The organism is Streptomyces bugieae (assembly GCF_036352915.1).
Classification (GTDB): Bacteria; Actinomycetota; Actinomycetes; order Streptomycetales; family Streptomycetaceae; genus Streptomyces; species Streptomyces endophytica.
Genome location: NZ_JAZBJP010000046.1, coordinates 25,675 through 43,057, shown reverse-complemented (window position 1 = coordinate 43,057; position 17,383 = coordinate 25,675). Strand labels below are relative to the sequence as shown.

The 17,383-nt window shown below is 72.7% G+C and carries 13 protein-coding genes and 1 pseudogene; 9 read left to right on the top strand and 5 right to left on the bottom strand.

Going from position 1 to position 17,383, the window contains the following annotated elements; translation table 11 throughout:
• The first annotated feature begins 12 nt into the window (after window positions 1-12).
• From V2J85_RS36780 to V2J85_RS36765, 4 genes are all read left to right on the top strand, one after another.
• A complete protein-coding gene (locus V2J85_RS36780; RefSeq protein ID WP_261956270.1) occupies window positions 13-1,038 on the top strand; it encodes a LacI family DNA-binding transcriptional regulator in 1,026 nt (341 codons plus the stop codon).
• Between the two features lie 108 nt (window positions 1,039-1,146).
• Window positions 1,147-2,205: a S1C family serine protease gene (locus V2J85_RS36775; protein WP_315975456.1), complete on the top strand. Its 1,059-nt coding sequence runs from the start codon at window positions 1,147-1,149 to the stop codon at window positions 2,203-2,205.
• Between the two features lie 153 nt (window positions 2,206-2,358).
• The gene (locus V2J85_RS36770) at window positions 2,359-3,096 is read left to right on the top strand and encodes a response regulator transcription factor (protein WP_261956269.1); all 738 of its coding nucleotides are present in this window, start codon (window positions 2,359-2,361) and stop codon (window positions 3,094-3,096) included.
• Window positions 3,093-4,559, top strand: a complete 1,467-nt coding sequence (locus V2J85_RS36765) for a HAMP domain-containing sensor histidine kinase (protein WP_330824020.1) — start codon at window positions 3,093-3,095, stop codon at window positions 4,557-4,559. Before V2J85_RS36770 ends, V2J85_RS36765 begins: the two co-directional genes overlap by 4 nt.
• Window positions 4,560-4,579: 20 nt before the next feature.
• On the opposite strand, the gene V2J85_RS36760 is transcribed toward V2J85_RS36765, so the two are convergent.
• On the bottom strand, window positions 4,580-5,965 hold the full coding sequence (locus V2J85_RS36760) for an LmeA family phospholipid-binding protein (protein WP_330824019.1): 1,386 nt from the start codon (window positions 5,963-5,965) through the stop codon (window positions 4,580-4,582).
• Between the two features lie 189 nt (window positions 5,966-6,154).
• On the opposite strand from V2J85_RS36760, the gene V2J85_RS36755 reads away from it, so the two are divergent.
• A complete protein-coding gene (locus tag V2J85_RS36755) occupies window positions 6,155-7,015 on the top strand; it encodes an SDR family oxidoreductase (RefSeq protein ID WP_330824018.1) in 861 nt (286 codons plus the stop codon).
• 379 nt (window positions 7,016-7,394) lie between these two features.
• Here V2J85_RS36755 and V2J85_RS36750 read toward each other — a convergent pair whose 3' ends face one another.
• Window positions 7,395-9,221 (bottom strand): bifunctional metallophosphatase/5'-nucleotidase, encoded by a 1,827-nt coding sequence (locus tag V2J85_RS36750; protein ID WP_330824017.1) that lies wholly within the window; start codon window positions 9,219-9,221, stop codon window positions 7,395-7,397.
• Window positions 9,222-9,440: 219 nt separating this feature from the next.
• Here V2J85_RS36750 and mshD point away from each other — a divergent pair, with 219 nt between their 5' ends.
• On the top strand, window positions 9,441-10,361 hold the full coding sequence (mshD, locus tag V2J85_RS36745; RefSeq protein ID WP_261957491.1) for a mycothiol synthase: 921 nt from the start codon (window positions 9,441-9,443) through the stop codon (window positions 10,359-10,361).
• A gap of 284 nt (window positions 10,362-10,645) precedes the next feature.
• Here mshD and V2J85_RS36740 read toward each other — a convergent pair.
• Together V2J85_RS36740 and V2J85_RS36735 are read right to left on the bottom strand one after the other, a co-directional pair.
• Window positions 10,646-11,338 (bottom strand): annotated as a pseudogene (locus V2J85_RS36740) (ABC transporter transmembrane domain-containing protein); the annotation flags it as partial.
• A 174-nt stretch (window positions 11,339-11,512) separates the two neighbouring features.
• Window positions 11,513-11,680: a hypothetical protein gene (locus V2J85_RS36735; protein ID WP_261956264.1), complete on the bottom strand. Its 168-nt coding sequence runs from the start codon at window positions 11,678-11,680 to the stop codon at window positions 11,513-11,515.
• A 417-nt stretch (window positions 11,681-12,097) separates the two neighbouring features.
• On the opposite strand from V2J85_RS36735, the gene V2J85_RS36730 reads away from it, so the two are divergent.
• From V2J85_RS36730 to V2J85_RS36720, 3 genes are read left to right on the top strand one after another with little or no spacing between them, the layout of a single operon-like run.
• Window positions 12,098-14,383 (top strand): RNA degradosome polyphosphate kinase, encoded by a 2,286-nt coding sequence (locus tag V2J85_RS36730; RefSeq protein ID WP_330824016.1) that lies wholly within the window; start codon window positions 12,098-12,100, stop codon window positions 14,381-14,383.
• The gene (locus V2J85_RS36725) at window positions 14,367-15,689 is read left to right on the top strand and encodes a CHAD domain-containing protein (RefSeq protein ID WP_330824015.1); all 1,323 of its coding nucleotides are present in this window, start codon (window positions 14,367-14,369) and stop codon (window positions 15,687-15,689) included. The genes V2J85_RS36730 and V2J85_RS36725 overlap by 17 nt, the downstream gene beginning before the upstream one ends.
• Entirely contained in the window at window positions 15,686-16,168 is a 483-nt protein-coding gene (locus V2J85_RS36720) for an NUDIX hydrolase (protein WP_330824014.1), read from the top strand. The genes V2J85_RS36725 and V2J85_RS36720 overlap by 4 nt, the downstream gene beginning before the upstream one ends.
• Before the next feature lie 13 nt (window positions 16,169-16,181).
• Here the strand turns inward: V2J85_RS36720 and V2J85_RS36715 are convergent, their stop codons facing one another.
• Window positions 16,182-17,189 (bottom strand): aldo/keto reductase, encoded by a 1,008-nt coding sequence (locus V2J85_RS36715; protein WP_330824013.1) that lies wholly within the window; start codon window positions 17,187-17,189, stop codon window positions 16,182-16,184.
• Between the last annotated feature and the right edge of the window lie 194 nt (window positions 17,190-17,383).

The following is a 17,383-nucleotide window of genomic DNA, read 5'->3' as shown; positions in this document are numbered from 1 at the left end:
AGACTGCCGCGCGTGGCCAAGGTGACGCGGGATGATGTGGCAAGACTGGCGGGGACGTCCACCGCCGTTGTCAGTTACGTCATCAACAACGGACCACGGCCGGTCGCCCCGGCCACGCGCGAGCGGGTGCTCGCCGCCATCAAGGAGCTCGGCTACCGGCCGGACCGTGTCGCGCAGGCGATGGCGTCCCGCCGGACCGACCTCATAGGCCTGATCGTGCCGGACACCCGGCAGCCGTTCTTCGCGGAGATGGCGCACGCCGTCGAACAGGCCGCCGCCGAGCGCGGCAAGATGGTGCTGGTCGGCAACGCCAACTACCTCGACGAGCGCGAGGTGCACTACCTCCGGGCGTTCCTCGGCATGCGGGTGGCCGGGCTGATCCTGATCAGCCAGGGCCCCAGTGAGCACGCCGCCGCCGAGATCGACGCGTGGGACGCCCGGGTGGTGCTGCTGCACCGCCGGCCGGACGCCATCGACGACGTCGCGGTGATGACCGACGACATCTGGGGCGCCCAGCTGGCGACCCGGCACCTGTTGGAGCACGGGCACCCCTACGTCGCCTTCCTCGGCGGCACGGAGGAGACCCCGAAGTCCGGCGACCCGGTCACCGACCACGTCGAGGGCTGGCGGCGCGCCATGCTGGAGTCCGGCCGCTCCCCGGACGGCCACTACCACCAGGCCGCCTACAACCGCTATGACGCCTACCAGGCCGCGCTGAAGCTGCTGGCCGGGCCCGACCGGCCGCCGGCCATCATGTGCGCGACCGACGACCAGGCCATCGGCGTGCTGCGGGCCGCCCGCGAGCTGCGCATCGACGTGCCCGGCGAGCTGGCGGTGGCCGGCTTCGACGACGTCAAGGAGGCCGGGCTCACCGACCCGCCGCTGACCACGGTCGCCTCGGACCGTCAGGCGATGGCGCGGGCCGCGGTCGACCTGGTCCTGGACGACGGGCTGCGGGTGGTCGGCTCCCGCCGCGAGCGGCTGCGGCAGTTCCCGTCGCGGCTGGTCGTCCGGCGGTCGTGCGGCTGCGGCGGCTGACCGCGCGCGGCGCCGCACCGGGCCTCTTCATACCGGGCATATCTACTTCTGTCGGGTCTCTCACGGCGTTCTCAGACTGTTCTCATGCACCGCACGCACAGTCATCTCATGACCGACAGCTACCGCCGAAGCGGCGATGAGATCCACCAGCAGGGGTTCACGCAGGGGTTCGCGCACGGGTCCGGGCAGGCCTTCCCGCCGCCGCCCCCGTACGCACCGGGGCACGGCGGGACGGCCGTCGCGGCCGAGGCACCGCCCGGTGCGCCGCCGCGGGTCCGTAAGCCGGTCGCGCTGATCGCGGCGGTCGCGCTCGCCTCCGGTCTCATCGGGGGCGGCAGCGCGGCGCTGATCGCGGGCGCGACCACGCGCGCCGACCAGAACACCGTCGGCACCCCGCTGGTGAACGCGGGCAAGAACAGCGGCAGCGGCGTCTCGGCGGTGGCCAAGGCGGTCAGCCCGTCGATCGTGGAGATCAAGGCGCGCACCACCGACGGGGAGTCCACCGGCTCCGGAGTCGTGCTCACCCGCAGCGGCGAGGTCATCACCAACAACCACGTGGTCTCCGGCGCCGACACGGTCCAGGTGACCTTCAGCGACGGCAGCCGGAAGACCGCCAAGGTCGTCGGCACCGACCCGGACAAGGACCTGGCGCTGATCAAGGTCCAGAAGGCGAAGGGGCTCACCCCGGCCTCGCTCGGCGACTCCGACAAGATCGCGGTCGGCGACGGCGTGGTGGCGATCGGCTCGCCGGAGGGCCTGACCGGCTCGGTGACCAGCGGCATCGTCTCCGCCCTCAACCGCGACGTGACCGTCCCCAAGGAGGACGGGCAGGGCCGGCAGGGCCGGCAGGGCGGCCCGGGCGACGGCGGCGGCTGGCCGTTCGAGTTCGGCGGCAACCAGTACAACGGCGACACCGGCTCCTCGAAGACCTCGTACAAGGCGATACAGACCGACGCCTCGCTCAACCCCGGCAACTCCGGCGGGGCCCTGATCAACCTCCAGGGCCAGATCGTCGGCATCAACTCCGCGATGTACTCGCCGAGTTCGGCCAACAGCAGCACCGCGGGCAGCGTCGGCCTGGGCTTCGCCATCCCGATCAACACCGTCAAGGCCGACCTCGACTCGCTGCGCGGCGGCGGCAGCGGCGGAAGCAACAGCGGCGTCTGAGAGGCCCGCCCTCCCCCAGCTACCCCTGGGAGGTGCCCCCACCGACCGCCACCCCGGCACGAGACGCTCCGCGTCACCCCCAGATCGCCACCCGCCGTGCAAGGCTGAAGAGCAGCCGACCTTTTCCGTATCCCAGCCGAGGTAACCACGCACATGAGCCCCGCCGAGCACGGTGACCACCCCGCCCGCATCCTCATCGTCGACGACGAGCCCGCGGTCCGCGAGGCGCTGCGGCGCTCGCTCGTCTTCGAGGGGTACGGGACCGAGGAGGCGGTCGACGGTCTGGACGCGGTCGAGAAGGTCGCCGGCTACGACCCCGAACTGATCGTGCTGGACGTCCTGATGCCCCGCATGGACGGGCTGACGGCCGCCCGCCGGCTGCGGGCGAGCGGGGTCACCGTGCCGATCCTGATGCTCACCGCCCGCGACACCGTCGGCGACCGGGTCACCGGCCTGGACGCCGGTGCCGACGACTACCTCGTCAAACCCTTCGAGCTCGACGAACTGCTCGCCCGGATCCGCGCCCTGCTGCGCCGCAGCTCCTACGCGGCGGCGGCCGGCGCGCAGCCCGCGGAGGACGAGACGCTGAGCTTCGCCGACCTGCGGATGAACCTCGCCACCCGGGAGGTGATCCGCGGCGGCCGGCCGGTCGAGCTGACCCGTACGGAGTTCACCCTGCTGGAGATGTTCCTCGCCCATCCGCGCCAGGTCCTCACCCGCGAGCAGATCCTCAAGGCCGTCTGGGGCTTCGACTTCGAGCCCACTTCCAACTCCCTCGACGTGTACGTGATGTACCTGCGCCGCAAGACGGAGGCGGGCGGCGAACCGCGCCTGGTGCACACCGTGCGGGGGGTCGGCTACGTCCTGCGGGCGGAGGGCGGGGCGGAATGAGCACCGGCCGTCCGGGCCCGATGGCCCGGTTCCACCGGCTGCCGCTGCGCTCGCGGCTGGCGATGCTCACGGCGGTGGCGGTGGCCTTCGCGGTGGCCCTCTCGGCCGCCGCCTGCTGGCTGATCACCCGGGACCGGCTGACCGAGCAGCTCGACACCCAGCTCAGCAGCGTCGAGGTGGACGCCGGCTACGTCCGGGCGCTCACCGCCTACTGCAACAGTCCGGACGGAGTGCACTTCCAGCCCACCCCGTACACCATCCAGCTGGTGTCGGCCGGCGGCTACGTCTGCACCTCGCCGGACAAGTCGCCGATCCCGCCGCAGCGCGCGGACACCGCGGTGGCCGCGGGGCGGCTGACGCAGTCGGAGCACACCACCCGGGCCCAGGACGGGGCCGAGATGCGGGTGTCGACCAAGCCCTTCGAGGGGCCGCTCACCGACGCGGCGGGCAACCGGCTGGCGATCTCCGTCGCGATGCCGATGAAGCAGGTCACCGACCCGCTCAACCAGCTCGCGCTGGTACTGCTGGTGGTCGCCGGAGTGGGCGTGCTGGGCGCGGCGACCGCCGGGCTGTGGGTGGCCCGGGCCGGCCTGAAGCCCGTCGACCGGCTCACCGACGCCGTCGAGCACGTCGCCCGTACGCAGGACCTGGCCATCCGCATCCCGGCGGACGGCGACGACGAGATCGCCCGGCTGTCCCGCTCGTTCAACGCGATGACCGCGGCGCTGGCCGCCTCCCGCGACCTCCAGCAGCAGCTGATCGCGGACGCCGGCCACGAGCTGCGCACCCCGCTGACCTCGCTCCGTACCAACATCGACCTGCTGGTGCGCAGCGAGCAGTCCGGCCGCCCGATCCCGCCCGCCGACAAGGCGGCCCTGCTGGCGTCGGTGAAGGCGCAGATGGGCGAGCTGGCGGCGCTGATCGGCGATCTGCAGGAGCTGTCCCGGCCGCCCGAGCCGGGGCAGAGCGCGGTCGAGGTCGTGGCGTTGCACGAGATCGTCGGCTCGGCGCTGGAGCGGGCCCGGCTGCGCGGCCCGTCGCTCACCCTCGCCGCGGATATCGCGCCCTGGTACGTGCGGGCCGAGCCGGCCGCGCTGGAGCGGGCGGTGGTCAACCTGCTCGACAACGCGGTGAAGTTCAGCCCGCCGGGCGGCACGGTCGAGGTCCGGCTGGCCGGCGGGGCGCTGACCGTGCGCGACCACGGCCCGGGCATCCCGCAGGACGAACTGCCGCACGTCTTCGAGCGGTTCTGGCGCTCGCCGTCCGCCCGCAGCCTGCCCGGCAGCGGGCTGGGCCTGTCGATCGTGGCCCGTACGGCGGAGCAGGCGGGCGGCGCGGTACGACTGCGCTCGGCCGACCTCGGCGGCACCGAGGCGGTGCTCACCCTGCCGGGCGCACCGACCCCGCCACCGGGCAGGCCCACCCCGCCGCCCGGCCCGCCGGAGCCGCCCGCGGCGGGCTGAGCAGCCCGCCGCGCCCTACGTCACTTCTTCTTCCCTGCCGCGTCCCCGAACGGCAGGTTGGTCCCCGACAGTTCGGCCCGGATGCCGTCCCGTTCGACGGAGATGTTGCGCAGCCGGACGTCACCGGGGGTCTTGGGGAGCTGGAAGGAGAGCGACAGCCGGTCCGCGAGCTGCGGCTTGGTCAGGCCGCTCAGCGCCCCGAGGACCTTCGGGTCGATGCCGACCTTCTGCAGCAGCCAGGGGTGGTCCATCACCACGTCGACGAGGTTGACCTTCATCAGCTCGTGGACGAAGCGCGGCGACCCGGTCAGCCGGTGCAGCTTGTCGTCGCTGCGCATCGCCTCGTCGAGGTACTTCTTCGGGATGCCGATCCGCTCGGCGATCGCCGGGATGCTCAGCATCGCCTTGACCTTGGCGGCCTGTTGGCTGAGCTCGGCGGCGGCCTTGCGGGTCAGCCGCAGGCCCTCCTCCTTGCCGGTGCCCGGCCGGTAGACGGCGACGTCGCCGATGTCCAGCCGCATCCGGCTGATGTCGGTGGAGACCCCCCGGTCGCCGGCCCGCCGGATGCGCGCCTCGGCCCGGACACGGAGCTCCTGCCCGGCGATCGGCAACTGGCCCACCGCGCGCACCGAATCGTGTCCCATGCCGCTGAACTTCACCTGGGAGGCGCCGAGTTCGCGGTTCATGTCGTCGAAGGCCAGCAGCACGTCGCCGTGCATGGAGCCGATCGTGGCGCCCTTGATGGAACTGGGCAGATCGCCGTCCAGGCGGACGTCGCGCGCGGTCGCCTCGAACTTCGCCAGCGAGACCCGGTCGGCGGCCAGGTCGGGGATGGTGACCTTCACCTGGTCGACCCGCTTGTCCAGGACCTGGGTGAGGAACGGGAAGCCCTGGATGTCGACTTCGGGCGTGGCGTTCAGATGCAGCGCGGACTTGAGCTTCTCCGCGGTCTTGTTCTGCGCGTACAGCACCGCGAACCGGTCGAAGAGGGTGAGGAAGGCGGTGCACACCAGCACCGCGACCAGCAGCTTCACGGTGATCGGGACCGCGGCGAAGCGGCTGATCCCGCGCTTGGTCCGGCGGTGGTTGGGCGGCGACCAGGCCTCGTCCTCGTCGGAGCGCAGCCCGAGCCCCAGCGGATCGTCGCTGTCGTCACGCTCGTTGAGGTAGCTGCGGCGGCGCGTGGTTCCGGCGTACGCGGAGAAGTCGTCCTCCGGTCCGGTCTCCGCGGCGGGGTCCGGCTCGGGGTCGGCGAGGGCGGCCAGATCGGCGTACGGGTTGACCGGGGAGAGCCTTCTGGTGTCGCCGGAGGGGTCGCCCTCGGCGCCGCTCGTGACGGGGGTGTGGGGGCGGTACGAGGCGGCGGGCTCGGGCGAGGGTGAAGATATGCGTGTGGGGGTTCGCATCCGCACATCCCACCACGATCGGGTCCCTCGAACGCAAGTCTTACCGTAGGTATGTCGGAAACGCGAAGCTTGTCGTGACGCTCTTGAGGAAATCTTTTCGCGTCCCCGACGGTTGCTGAATTACCGTCAGCGCTCGTCCGGCGCTTCCCGCGCCTCCGCGCCCCTACCGTTCCTCCCGAAGGTGGCCCCATGATCGTGGTAACCGGAGCAACCGGCAACATCGGCCGCAGCCTCGTCGACCGGCTCCTCGCGGACGGCGTCGCCGTACGCGCCCTGACCCGCGACCCGGCGCGCGCCCAACTGCCCGCCGGGGCGGAGGTGGTACGCGCCGATCTCACCGGCGACGCCGCCGACTTCGTGCCCCTTCTCGCCGGTGCCGACGCCCTCTTCCTCAACCTGGCGGCCGGCGGCGAACGGGCCGCGGTCGCCCTGGCCGAGGCCGCGGCCAAGGCCGGCGTCCGCCGGATCGTCCTCAACTCCTCGATGGGGGTGACCGACACCCCCGCCGACGAGAACAACTTCATCTCCCGGATGCACGCCACGGTGGAGCGCGCGGTGCGCGCCTCCGGCCTGGAGTGGACCTTCGTCCGCGGCGGCAACTACGCCACCAACGCACTGGCCTGGGGTCCGGCGATCCGCGACACCGGAGTCGTCCGCGACGCCCACCCGGGCGCCCAGGGCGTCCCGGTCCACGAGGCGGACCTCGCGGACGTCGCCGCCGTCGCCCTCCTGGACCGCACCGGCACCCACACCGGCCAGGTCTACCTCGTCACCGGCCCCGAGTCGCTGACCGTCGCCGACCAGGTCGCCGAGATCGGCCGGGCGATCGGCCGCGAGACCCGGGTCGAGCAGATCACCGAGGAGGCCGCCGCCGAGGCGATGTCCGGCCCCCACCTGCCGAAGGAGGCGGCCCTGGAGCTGGTCCGGTGGTTCGGCAACACGGTCGACGCCCCGGCCTTCCCACTCTCCGACGCGGTCGAACGGATCACGGGCCACCCCGCGCGCACGTTCGCCCAGTGGGCGCGGGACCACGTGGCCGATTTCTCTTGACCCCACGTACCCGTCTGTCCCGCCGCGGGGCTTGTTCGCCGTTGCGCCTGGTGGCGGGCGTTTGTGTGTCGGGTGCGGTGCCGGCCCTCCAGACTTCGTCCTCCGGTCCAGCCCCTCCCGTGAGTGGGAGTTTCTCAGCTGGTTGGGGGCGGGCCTTATCCGTTGCCTGCACGCACGTGGGCATTACGTGCACCCCCACCGGCCTTAACGCTCCCTCCCCCGGGAGGGGACGGGCCGGAGGGGCCGGTTGTGTGGACGTAAAGCGTCAGCAGTCCACACAACCGGCCCCGGAGGCCCGTCACCGCACCCACCACAACCCAGCCCGCCGCAGGCGCCACGGCGAGAAACCACCGCGGCGCCGCAGACAACTACGTGGGCGTTACTTCACCACGTGAATGCGAGACGCCGCAGGCGGCGAAAGCGGCGAAGACGCCGAGGAGTGCGCCGTCAGGTACGCCGTGAAGGCGTCCAGGTCGGACGGACCGACGTACTTGTTCTTGGCGTCCTTGAAGGCGGCGAAGCCGTCACCGCCGCCGGCGAGGAACTCGTTCATCGCGACGCGGTAGGTCTTGGCGGGGTCGAGCGCGGCGCCGTTCAGTTCGACGGAGTCCTTGACGACGCGGTCGGCGCCCTTCTTGGTCATGTCGAGGGTGTAGGTGAGACCCGTGGAGACCTGGAGGATCTTGGGGGACGCCTCGTTGGGGCCGCTGACCTGCTGCTGGAGGGCGGTCAGCAGCTGGGCGCCGGTGAGGTCGACGACGTTCATCATGTTGGTGAACGGCTGGACCGTGAACGCCTCGCCGTAGGTGACGACGCCGTCGCCCTCGGAGCCGGACGCCTGGTAGGCGAGGTCGGAGCGGATGCCGCCGGGGTTCATCAGGGCGAGCTGGGCGCCGCCCTTGTCGGCGGCCTTGGTCGCTTCGAGCTGGGCGTCGGCGATGACGTCGCCGAGCGGGGACTCGGGGGCGTTCGCGCCGCGGCCGGCGATGTCGGCGGCGATGTGGCCGACCGGGCGAGCCGCGACCGGTGCGGCCAGCTTGTTCCAGCGGCCGATCAGGGACGTCATGTCCGCGGCCTTGGGCTGGGTGCGGTCGACCACGTGGTTGACCGCACCGGGCGCCTTGACGCTGGTGCGGACGATGTCGTGGGTGCGCCGGTCGTAGGTCAGCTCGGTGTCGGTGTAGAGCTTGCCGTAGGACGCGGCGGAGGTGACCGTGCGCGGCCGGCCCGACGGGTCGGGGATGGTGCAGGCGTACGCCTGGTGGGTGTGGCCGGTGACCAGCGCGTCGACCTTGGACGTGACGTGCTTGGCGATCTCGGTGATCGGGCCGGAGATGCCGTCGCCCGGGCCGGGGCTGTCGCACTGGTAGTTGTACGAGGTGGAGGCGGGCAGGCCGCCTTCGTGGATGAGGGCCACGATCGCCTTGACGCCCTGCTTGTTGAGGACCTTGGCGTACTTGTTGATCGTCTCGACCTCGTCGTGGAACTTCAGGCCCTTGACGCCGTTGGCGCTGACGATGTCCGGGGTGCCTTCGAGGGTCACGCCGATGAAGCCGATCTTCACGCCCTTGTGCCGCCACACGGTGTACGGCTTGAGCAGCGGCTTGCCGGTCTTCTCGTCGGTGACGTTGGCGGTCAGGTACGGGAAGTCCGCGCCGGCGAACTTCTTGCCGTCCTCGTAGCAGCCGTCCTTGGGGTGGCAGCCGCCGTTCTGCAGCCGGGTCAACTCCGCGCGGCCCTCGTCGAATTCGTGGTTGCCGACGGAGGTGACGTCCAGGCCCAGCTTGTTCATGGCCTCGATGGTCGGCTCGTCGTGGAACAGCCCGGACAGCAGCGGGCTGGCGCCGACCAGGTCGCCCGCCGCCGCGGTGACCGAGTAGGGGTGGCCCTTGCGGGCCGTGCGCAGGGACTGGGCCAGGTACTCGACCCCGCCGGCCGGCACGGTCTTCTTGGTGCCGTCGGCCTGCAGTTCCTCGACCGTGCCGGAGGAGCCCTGCGGCGGTTCGAGGTTGCCGTGGAAGTCGTTGAAGGAGAGCAGCTGGACGTCGACGGTGCGGCCGGGGTGACCGGTCCGGTCAGGGTGCACGGTGTCGGCCCCGGCCGGCAGGGCGGCGACGGTGACGCCGATCCCGACGGCGGCGGCCAGTGCGGCCGAACCGGTCCTCAATCTGCTGATGGCGCGGCGCCGTTGCGGTGTCGCTGGCATGGGTTCCCCTCCTGGATGGTCCTGAGCGGACCGCAGCTTATTGTTGACGCGCGTAGCGCAACAGGGGGTGCCGGGTTACGGGACGGTTGCCGGTGAGCGGCGGACCGGCGGGCGGCACCGGCGTGGCCCGCCGGGCAGAACCGCACGGCGGCGCCCTGATGCCGGTGCGACACCCCGGCAGGGTCGTACGCTGCACACATGACTGACGCTGCACAGGAGATGGGCCGGACCGGCCGCAGGATCCAGGTGGTCGACGAGGTCGCGCCGGAAACGGCCGCGGCCGTCCTGGAGCTGATCGAACGGGCCGCGCGCACGGACGGGCAGCCCGCGGTGTCCGAACAGGGACGGCTGCAGCTGCGGGGCGGCAAGCGCCCGGGTGTCGCGCATGTGCTGGTGTACGCGCACGGGGAGGCGGGCGAGGAGCTGCTGGTCGGCTACGGCCAGCTGGAGGACACCGACCCGGTGGAGGCGCCGGCCGCCGAGCTGGTGGTGCACGCCGGGCACCGCGGCCGCGGGCACGGCCGGGCGCTGGGCGCCGAGCTGCTGGAGCTGTCCGGGCGCCGGCTGCGGGTCTGGGCGCACGGCGGGCACCCGGCCGCCCGGCACCTCGCGCAGACCCTGGGCCTGACGATGTTCCGCGAGCTGCGGCAGATGCGGCGCTCGCTGGGTGACCTGGAGCTGCCCGAGCCCGTACTGCCCGAGGGCGTGACCGTACGGACCTTCCAGCCGGGCACCGACGACGCGGCCTGGCTGGAGGTGAACGCCGAGGCCTTCGCGCACCACCCCGAGCAGGGTTCGCTGACCCAGCGCGACCTGGAGGACCGCAAGGCCGAGGCGTGGTTCGACCCCAAGGGCTTCTTCCTGGCCGAGCAGGGCGGGCGGCTGGTCGGCTTCCACTGGACGAAGGTGCACGCCGAGGAGGGCCTGGGGGAGGTCTACGTCCTCGGCGTCCGGCCGGGCGCGCAGGGCGGCGGCCTGGGCAAGGCGCTCACCTCGGTCGGTCTGCGCCACCTGGCCGGGCAGGGGCTGCCGACCGCGATGCTGTACGTCGACGCCGACAACGCGGCGGCGGTGAGCGTCTACGAGCGGATGGGGTTCGTCACGCACGAGACGGACCTGATGTACCGGTCGGAGACCTGACCTCAGCCAACCGGGGCCGGCTGCCCGGCGGTTGACCGGTGCAGGTGGGCGTACGTCCCGGCGCGGGCGAGCAGTTCCGCGGCCGGCCGGACTCCACCGGCCGGCCGCGGTCGAGCACCAGGATGCGGTCGGCGTCCGGGGCCAGCTGGAGGTCGTGGGTGATCAGCACGGTCGTGCGGCCGGACATCAGCCGGCGCAGCGGTGCGATCACCCGGCGGGCGGAGAGCGCGTCGAGTCCGGCGGTCGGCTCGTCGAGGACGAGGACCCGGGTAGAGGCAGCTGAGGAAGGCGGCGAACACGAGCAGCTGGCCGAGGGTCATCCGGCCCGCGGAGATCTCCCAGACGCCGAGCCCGATGACGGCCAGCACACAGACCGTCTCGATCACCTCGACGAGCTGGGCGTAGAGCTCGCTCACCCGGGCCCCGCGCACCGAGGCGCGCAGCCACGCGCGGGCCTCGGTCGCCAGCCGCCGCTCCTCCGCCCGTTCCCGGCGGTACGCCTGGGTGAGCACGATGTTGCCGAGGGATTCCTCGACGATCATCTGCTCGATGGCCTCGACGTCTCCGGTGAGCCGGGCGACGAGATCGCCCTGCCGGTGGTGCTGGAAGAAGTGCGGCGGCAGCAGCTGGACGTGCCCGAAGACCCGGGCCCGTAGCCGCAGCACGAAGCGTTCCGCCACCCACACGGCCAGCGAGTTGCCGAGGTAGCCGATCAGGGCGCCGAAGACGGCCACCGCGAGCCACTGGCCGGCCGGTCCCCAGAAGGCGTCCAGGGAGCCCTTCCGCAGGGCGTGATCGGTTAATTCGCCGAACAGCGGAATGGCCGCGGTTTCGGTGAGGGAGGCGACCACCACGCAGCCGCATATCACCGCCAGCCAGCGCCGGTCTCCTTTGAGCAGCGGCCAGAAAGCGCGGAACGAACGCCGGACCGCTCTTCCGCGTCCGCCTTTCTCCGCCGCCGTGTACGTCGTCGTCATTCCCGCTCTTCCCGGCTCTTTTCCCGGCCTTCCGGTGGCCTTTCACGGCCTTTCCCCGGCCTTTCCGGTGCCTTTCTCAGGTTTTTCTCAGGTTCTTCCCGGCGTTCGCCGGCCCGGTCGCGGCGATCCGGGACGGGCCCCGGCGCAGCACCGGGGCCCGTCACCGACGGTCCATCAGCCGCCGATCGCCCGGCGGGCGGGGGCGGTCGTCCGCGCGCCGCCGCGGTGGCTGACGACGACGTCGCCGTGGCCGCAGTGGTGGGCCGGGCGGGCGGGGACGCCCCGGCGGGCCGGCTCGGCCGGGCGGGCGGGGACGGCGATGACGACCTTGCGGAAGCTCATGGATTTCTCCGCGGCTCGATGAATTTCTTTTACATTTCCCCTTCGCGGCTCTTTCGCTGCGACACGGAAAATCTTGGGCGAGAAATCCGGTGCGCTCCGCCGAATTGCATGAGGTCTTGCTTAATTGAGGCTGAGGGTATTTCTCATGTGTCACGGTGGCGGTGACAGAGTGACGGCGCGGTGGCAAAGTGGCCGCGGGTACCGCCCGCTCCGGGCGCCGCCGCGGCCCGCCGCCCGGCCCCGCGCCGTAGCGTCCCGCTTGCCTGTGCGCCACATCCGCGTTACCGCTGATTCAAGGTCGGTTGCGAGCATCGCTGAATGCAGCCCGCTGTGCCGAACCTCCCCAACCCGAGGCTCCATCTCGCGCCGCCTCCTCCTGACGCGCCTGGAACCCCCCGGACGCGGAAGAATAAGGCCATGAACCAGCAGCCCAGCGCTCAGGCACAGGTCCAGCCCGAGATGCCGGCCACCAGGCCCGCCAAGGCCCCGGCGGCCCCCTCGGCCCAGCCTTCCGTGGGCTCCATCGCCGCACACCGGCCGCACGCGGTCCGCGGGACGGTGCCGGGCCTGGAACCCGACCTCGACGCCGACCCGGACACGTATGTGGACCAGGGCGAGGTGGGCGCGGACGGCACGGAGCTGCCCGCCGACCGCTTCCTGGACCGGGAACGCAGCTGGCTGGCGTTCAACGAGCGGGTGCTCGAACTCGCCGAGGACCCGGCCACCCCGCTGCTCGAACGCGCCAACTTCCTGGCGATCTTCGCCAGCAACCTCGACGAGTTCTTCATGGTCCGGGTCGCCGGACTCAAGCGGCGGATAGCGACCGGCGTCGCCACCCGCTCCGCCTCCGGCCTCCAGCCCCGCGAGGTGCTGGACCTGATCTGGACCCGCTCGCGCGAGCTCATGGCCCGGCACGCCGCCTGCTTCCAGCAGGACATCGCCCCCGACCTCGCCGACCAGGGCATCCACCTGATCCGCTGGCCCGATCTGACCGAGAAGGAACAGGCCCGGCTGTTCACCCTGTTCCGGCAGCAGATCTTCCCGGTGCTCACGCCGCTGGCCGTGGACCCCGCGCACCCCTTCCCGTACATCTCCGGCCTCTCGCTGAACCTGGCCGTCGTCGTCCGCAACCCGGTCAGCGGCCACGACCACTTCGCCCGGGTCAAGGTCCCGCCGCTGCTCTCCCGCTTCCTGGAGGCCTCCCCGCAGCGCTACGTCCCCATCGAGGACGTCATCGCCGCCCACCTGGAGGAGCTGTTCCCGGGCATGGAGGTGCGCGCGCACCACATGTTCCGGGTGACCCGCAACGAGGACCTGGAGGTCGAGGAGGACGACGCCGAGAACCTCCTCCAGGCACTGGAGAAGGAGCTGATGCGGCGGCGGTTCGGACCGCCGGTCCGGCTGGAGGTCGAGGAGTCCATCGACCCGGCGGTGCTCGACCTGCTCGTCCAGGAACTGAAGATCTCCGACGCCGAGGTCTACCCGCTGCCCGGCCCGCTGGACCTGACCGGACTGTTCGGCATAGGAGCGCTGGACCGGCCCGAGCTGAAGTACCCCAAGTTCGTCGCCGGCACCCACCGCGACCTCGCCGAGGTGGAGTCCGCCTCGGCCCCGGACATCTTCGCCGCGCTGCGCGCCCGCGACGTCCTGCTGCACCACCCCTACGACTCCTTCTCCACCTCCGTGCAGGCGTTCCTGGAGCAGGCCGCGGCCGACCCCGACGTGCTCGCCATCAAGCAGACCCTCTACCGCACCTCCGGCGACTCGCCGATCGTCGACGCCCTGATAGACGCGGCCGAATCCGGCAAACAGGTCCTGGTGCTGGTCGAGATCAAGGCCCGGTTCGACGAACAGGCCAACATCAAGTGGGCCCGCAAGCTGGAGGAGGCGGGCTGCCACGTCGTCTACGGCCTGGTCGGCCTGAAGACGCACTGCAAGCTCTCCCTCGTGGTCCGCCAGGAGGGCGACATGCTGCGCCGCTACTCCCACGTGGGCACCGGCAACTACCACCCCAAGACGGCCCGGCTCTACGAGGACCTCGGGCTGCTGACCGCCGATGCGCAGGTGGGCGCCGACCTCTCCGACCTCTTCAACCGGCTGAGCGGCTACTCCCGCCGGGAGACCTACCGCCGCCTCCTGGTCGCCCCCAAGTCCCTGCGCGACGGCCTGATCCAGCGGATCACCAAGGAGATCGCGCACCAGCGCGCGGGCCGGCCCGCCTACGTCCGCATCAAGGTCAACTCGATGGTCGACGAGGCCGTCATCGACGCGCTCTACCGCGCCTCGCAGGCCGGCGTCCCGGTCGACGTCTGGGTGCGCGGCATCTGCGCGCTGCGACCGGGAGTGCCCGGCCTCAGCGAGAACGTCCGGGTGCGCAGCATCCTCGGCCGCTTCCTGGAACACTCCCGGATCTTCGTCTTCGGCAACGGCGGCGAGCCCGAGGTGTGGCTCGGCAGCGCCGACATGATGCACCGCAACCTCGACCGGCGGATCGAGGCGCTGGTCCGGGTCACCGACCCGGCGCACCGCGCCGCCCTCAACCGGCTCCTGGAGACCGGTACCTCGGACACCACGTCCTCCTGGCACCTGGGCCCGGACGGCGACTGGACCCGGCGCGCCGTGGACGCGGACGGCGCGCCGCTGCGCAACGTACAGGAAATGCTCATCGACGCCCGGAGGCGCCGGCGTGGCCCAGCGACCTGACCAGCGGACCGGGGGGCCGGCCGGTCTCCTCGGCACCGGATGCGAGCCCGGCGGGGCGGCCGGCGCCCGTGCCGCGGTGGTGGACGGACGCTACGGACCGTACGGTCCGCCGGTGCCGTACGACGACCCGGCGGCCGGTGCCGGAGCCGGCCCGCACCTCGCCGGGCGCACCGCCGAGGACGTGCTCGCCGGCTACCTCCACCAGCAGTCCGCGGACTTCCTGCGCGGTCTGCGGCTGCACCGGGAGAGCGGCCCGGACGCCGAGGGCGCCGGCGCGGCCGCCCGCGGGCTGCGCCGCGCGGCCCGCCGGATCAGCGCCACCCTGCACACCTTCCGGCCGCTGACCGAAGAGGCCTGGGCCGACCAACTCCTCGCCGAACTGGGCTGGTTGTCCGGGACCCTGGCCCGCGAACAGGCCTGCGCGGCCCGCCGCGACCGGCTGATGGCCGCCCTGACGCGCCTGACCGGCCGCACCGACCGCCCCGAGCGCGGCACCGACCGCGCCCCGCGCACCGGCCGCGGCGCACGGACCGAGCGCGCCGAACCACCGGGCGGAACCCGGGCCACCGGCGCCCGGAACGCCGGAGCCCGGAACGCCGACGCGCGGGACACCGGCGCCCGTAGGACGGAGGCCCCCGACACCGGGCCCGCCGAGGGGCGGGAGGCCGAGGTCCCGGACGCCGATGCCGTTCTCGCGGCCGGTGCCGCGCGGGCCGGGGCGCTGCTGGACCGCCAGCTCACCCTCGCCCGCACCCGCGCCCACTCCGCCGCGCTCCAGGCCCTGGGCTCGTCCCGCTTCCACGCGGTCGCCGACTCCGTCGCCGTGCTCGCCTCCGAGGTGCCGCTGATCCGTGCGGCCGCGGACGTCCCGGCCGCCGAGGCGCTGCCGCCGCTCGCCGAGCAGTCCGGCCGCCGGCTCGCCGAGGCGGTCGGCGCGCTGCCGCTGGTCCGCGCCGGCCAGCCGTACAACGCCGAGGCGCTGGCCGACGGCGCCCGCCAGGACGCGTCCTGGCACCAGGTCCGGGTGCTGCTCCGGCTGAGCCGCTACGCCCAGGAGGTGCTCGTCCCCGAGCACGCCGACCCCCGTCTGGCGGAGGCGGCCCGGCTCCTGGAGGGCCACCGCGACGCCGCCGAGGCCGCCGCCGCAGCCGCCGCCGCGGCCCGCACCCCGCGCATCGCCCCGGCCACCGCGTACGCCCTCGGCGTCCTCCACGCCGACCAGCGCCACCAGGTCGAGGCGGCCCGCTACGCCTTCGGCCGCGTCTGGCTGTCACGGGAGAAGGCGCTGAAGGGGGTGGACCGATGACCGCCCCCGGAGAGCGGCCGGCCCGCAAGCCGGACGCACGCAAGCCGGACGCACGTAAGCCGGACGCCGGCAAGGCGGTGCGGGCCGCGGGCTGCGTCCTGTGGCGGCGTCGCCCGTCCGCCGAGCACGGGCTGGAGATCGCGCTCGTCCACCGGCCGAAATATGACGACTGGTCGCACCCGAAGGGCAAGCTCAAGCGCGGCGAGGACGCACTGGCCGGAGCGGTCCGCGAGGTGGCCGAGGAGACCGGCATGGACTGCCGCCCCGGCGCGCCCCTGCCGACCTCGTACTACTTCGCCAACGGGCGGCCCAAGCAGGTCCGTTACTGGGCCGCCGAGGCGCTGGCGGGGGCGTTCACGCCGACCGACGAGGTCGACCGGCTGGTGTGGCTGCCGCCGGAGGAGGCCCGGGGCCGGCTCACCCAGGAACGGGACCGGCCACTGGTCGACGCGCTGCTCGCCGCGCTGCACCTGGCCTGAGCGCGGACCCGCGTCAGCGGCGCCGCAGTGCCGGATCCGCGACGGCCGGGGGCAGGTAGTAGTTGTCGGCGCGGTTGAGGTCGGTGCCCGGGGGGACGATGGCGTCGATCCGGTCCAGGACGTCCGCGTCGAGGGTGACCTCGGCGCCGTCCAGCAGGCTCTCCAACTGGTCGAGGGTGCGCGGGCCGATGATGACCGAGGTCACCGCCGGGTGCGAGCGGACGAAGGCGGTGGCCAGGTGGGGGAGGGTGAGACCGGCGTCGGACGCGACCTCGGACAGCGCGCGGACCGCCTCGGCCTTGCGGGCGTTCTCCGGGACCGACAGGTCGAACTTCCGGGACTCCAGGGCGGCCCGCGAACTGGCCGAGAGGTCGCGGCCGGAGAGCCAGCCGGCGCTGAGCGGGCCCCAGGTCAGCACGCCCATGCCGTGGCGCTGCGCGGTCGGCAGCACCGCGTTCTCCACCCCGCGCGCCAGCATCGAGTACGGCGGCTGCTCGGTGCGGAAGCGGACGTGGCCGCGGCGCTCGGCGGTCCACTGCGCCTCGACGATCTCCTCGGCGGGGAACGTCGAGGTGCCGATCGCCCGCACCTTGCCGGAGCGGACCAGGTCCGAGAGCGCGGACAGCGTCTCGTCGATGTCGGTGGTGGGGTCGGGGCGGTGCACCTGGTAGAGGTCGAGGTGGTCGGTGTCCAGCCGGCGCAGGCTGTCCTCCACCGCGCGCACGATCCAACGCCGGGAGGTGCCGCCGTGGTTGGCGTCCGGGCCCATCGGGTTGAAGAACTTGCTGGCCAGTACGACGTCGTCGCGGCGCCCCTTGAGCGCCTTGCCGACGATCTCCTCGGACCCGCCCGCCGCGTACATGTCCGCGGTGTCCACGAAGTTGATACCGGCGTCCAGCGCACGGTGCACGATCCGTACGCAGTCGTCCTGATCGGTGTTGCCCCAGGCGCCGAGCATCATCGCGCCGAGCGCGTACTCGCTGACCGAGATGCCGGTGCCGCCGAGGATCCTGCGCTGCATGAGCTGCTCCCTGTCCGTTCTCGTGGGTGCCCGCACCGGCACGGACGTGCCCCGCACCGGTGCGTGCGTGCGCGTCGGTGCCCGTGGTGCGGTGGTGGATGCGGTGCATCGGTGGATGCGTGCGCACCAGACTGGTGGGGCCGGCCGGAGCGGACCAGGCCCGTCGCAGCCTGGGTCCGGCGGAACCACCCTTG

Excerpts from the sequence above, each read along its gene's own strand:
- V2J85_RS36735 (WP_261956264.1), bottom strand. The coding sequence starts at position 11,680 with ATGAGCTTCCGCAAGGTCGTCATCGCCGTCCCCGCCCGCCCGGCCGAG.
- V2J85_RS36720 (WP_330824014.1), top strand. The coding sequence starts at position 15,686 with ATGACCGCCCCCGGAGAGCGGCCGGCCCGCAAGCCGGACGCACGCAAG.
- V2J85_RS36765 (WP_330824020.1), top strand. The coding sequence starts at position 3,093 with ATGAGCACCGGCCGTCCGGGCCCGATGGCCCGGTTCCACCGGCTGCCG.
- V2J85_RS36760 (WP_330824019.1), bottom strand. The coding sequence starts at position 5,965 with ATGCGAACCCCCACACGCATATCTTCACCCTCGCCCGAGCCCGCCGCC.
- V2J85_RS36730 (WP_330824016.1), top strand. The coding sequence starts at position 12,098 with ATGAACCAGCAGCCCAGCGCTCAGGCACAGGTCCAGCCCGAGATGCCG.
- V2J85_RS36775 (WP_315975456.1), top strand. The coding sequence starts at position 1,147 with ATGACCGACAGCTACCGCCGAAGCGGCGATGAGATCCACCAGCAGGGG.
- mshD (WP_261957491.1), top strand. The coding sequence starts at position 9,441 with ATGGGCCGGACCGGCCGCAGGATCCAGGTGGTCGACGAGGTCGCGCCG.
- V2J85_RS36715 (WP_330824013.1), bottom strand. The coding sequence starts at position 17,189 with ATGCAGCGCAGGATCCTCGGCGGCACCGGCATCTCGGTCAGCGAGTAC.
- V2J85_RS36770 (WP_261956269.1), top strand. The coding sequence starts at position 2,359 with ATGAGCCCCGCCGAGCACGGTGACCACCCCGCCCGCATCCTCATCGTC.
- V2J85_RS36755 (WP_330824018.1), top strand. The coding sequence starts at position 6,155 with ATGATCGTGGTAACCGGAGCAACCGGCAACATCGGCCGCAGCCTCGTC.
- V2J85_RS36750 (WP_330824017.1), bottom strand. The coding sequence starts at position 9,221 with ATGCCAGCGACACCGCAACGGCGCCGCGCCATCAGCAGATTGAGGACC.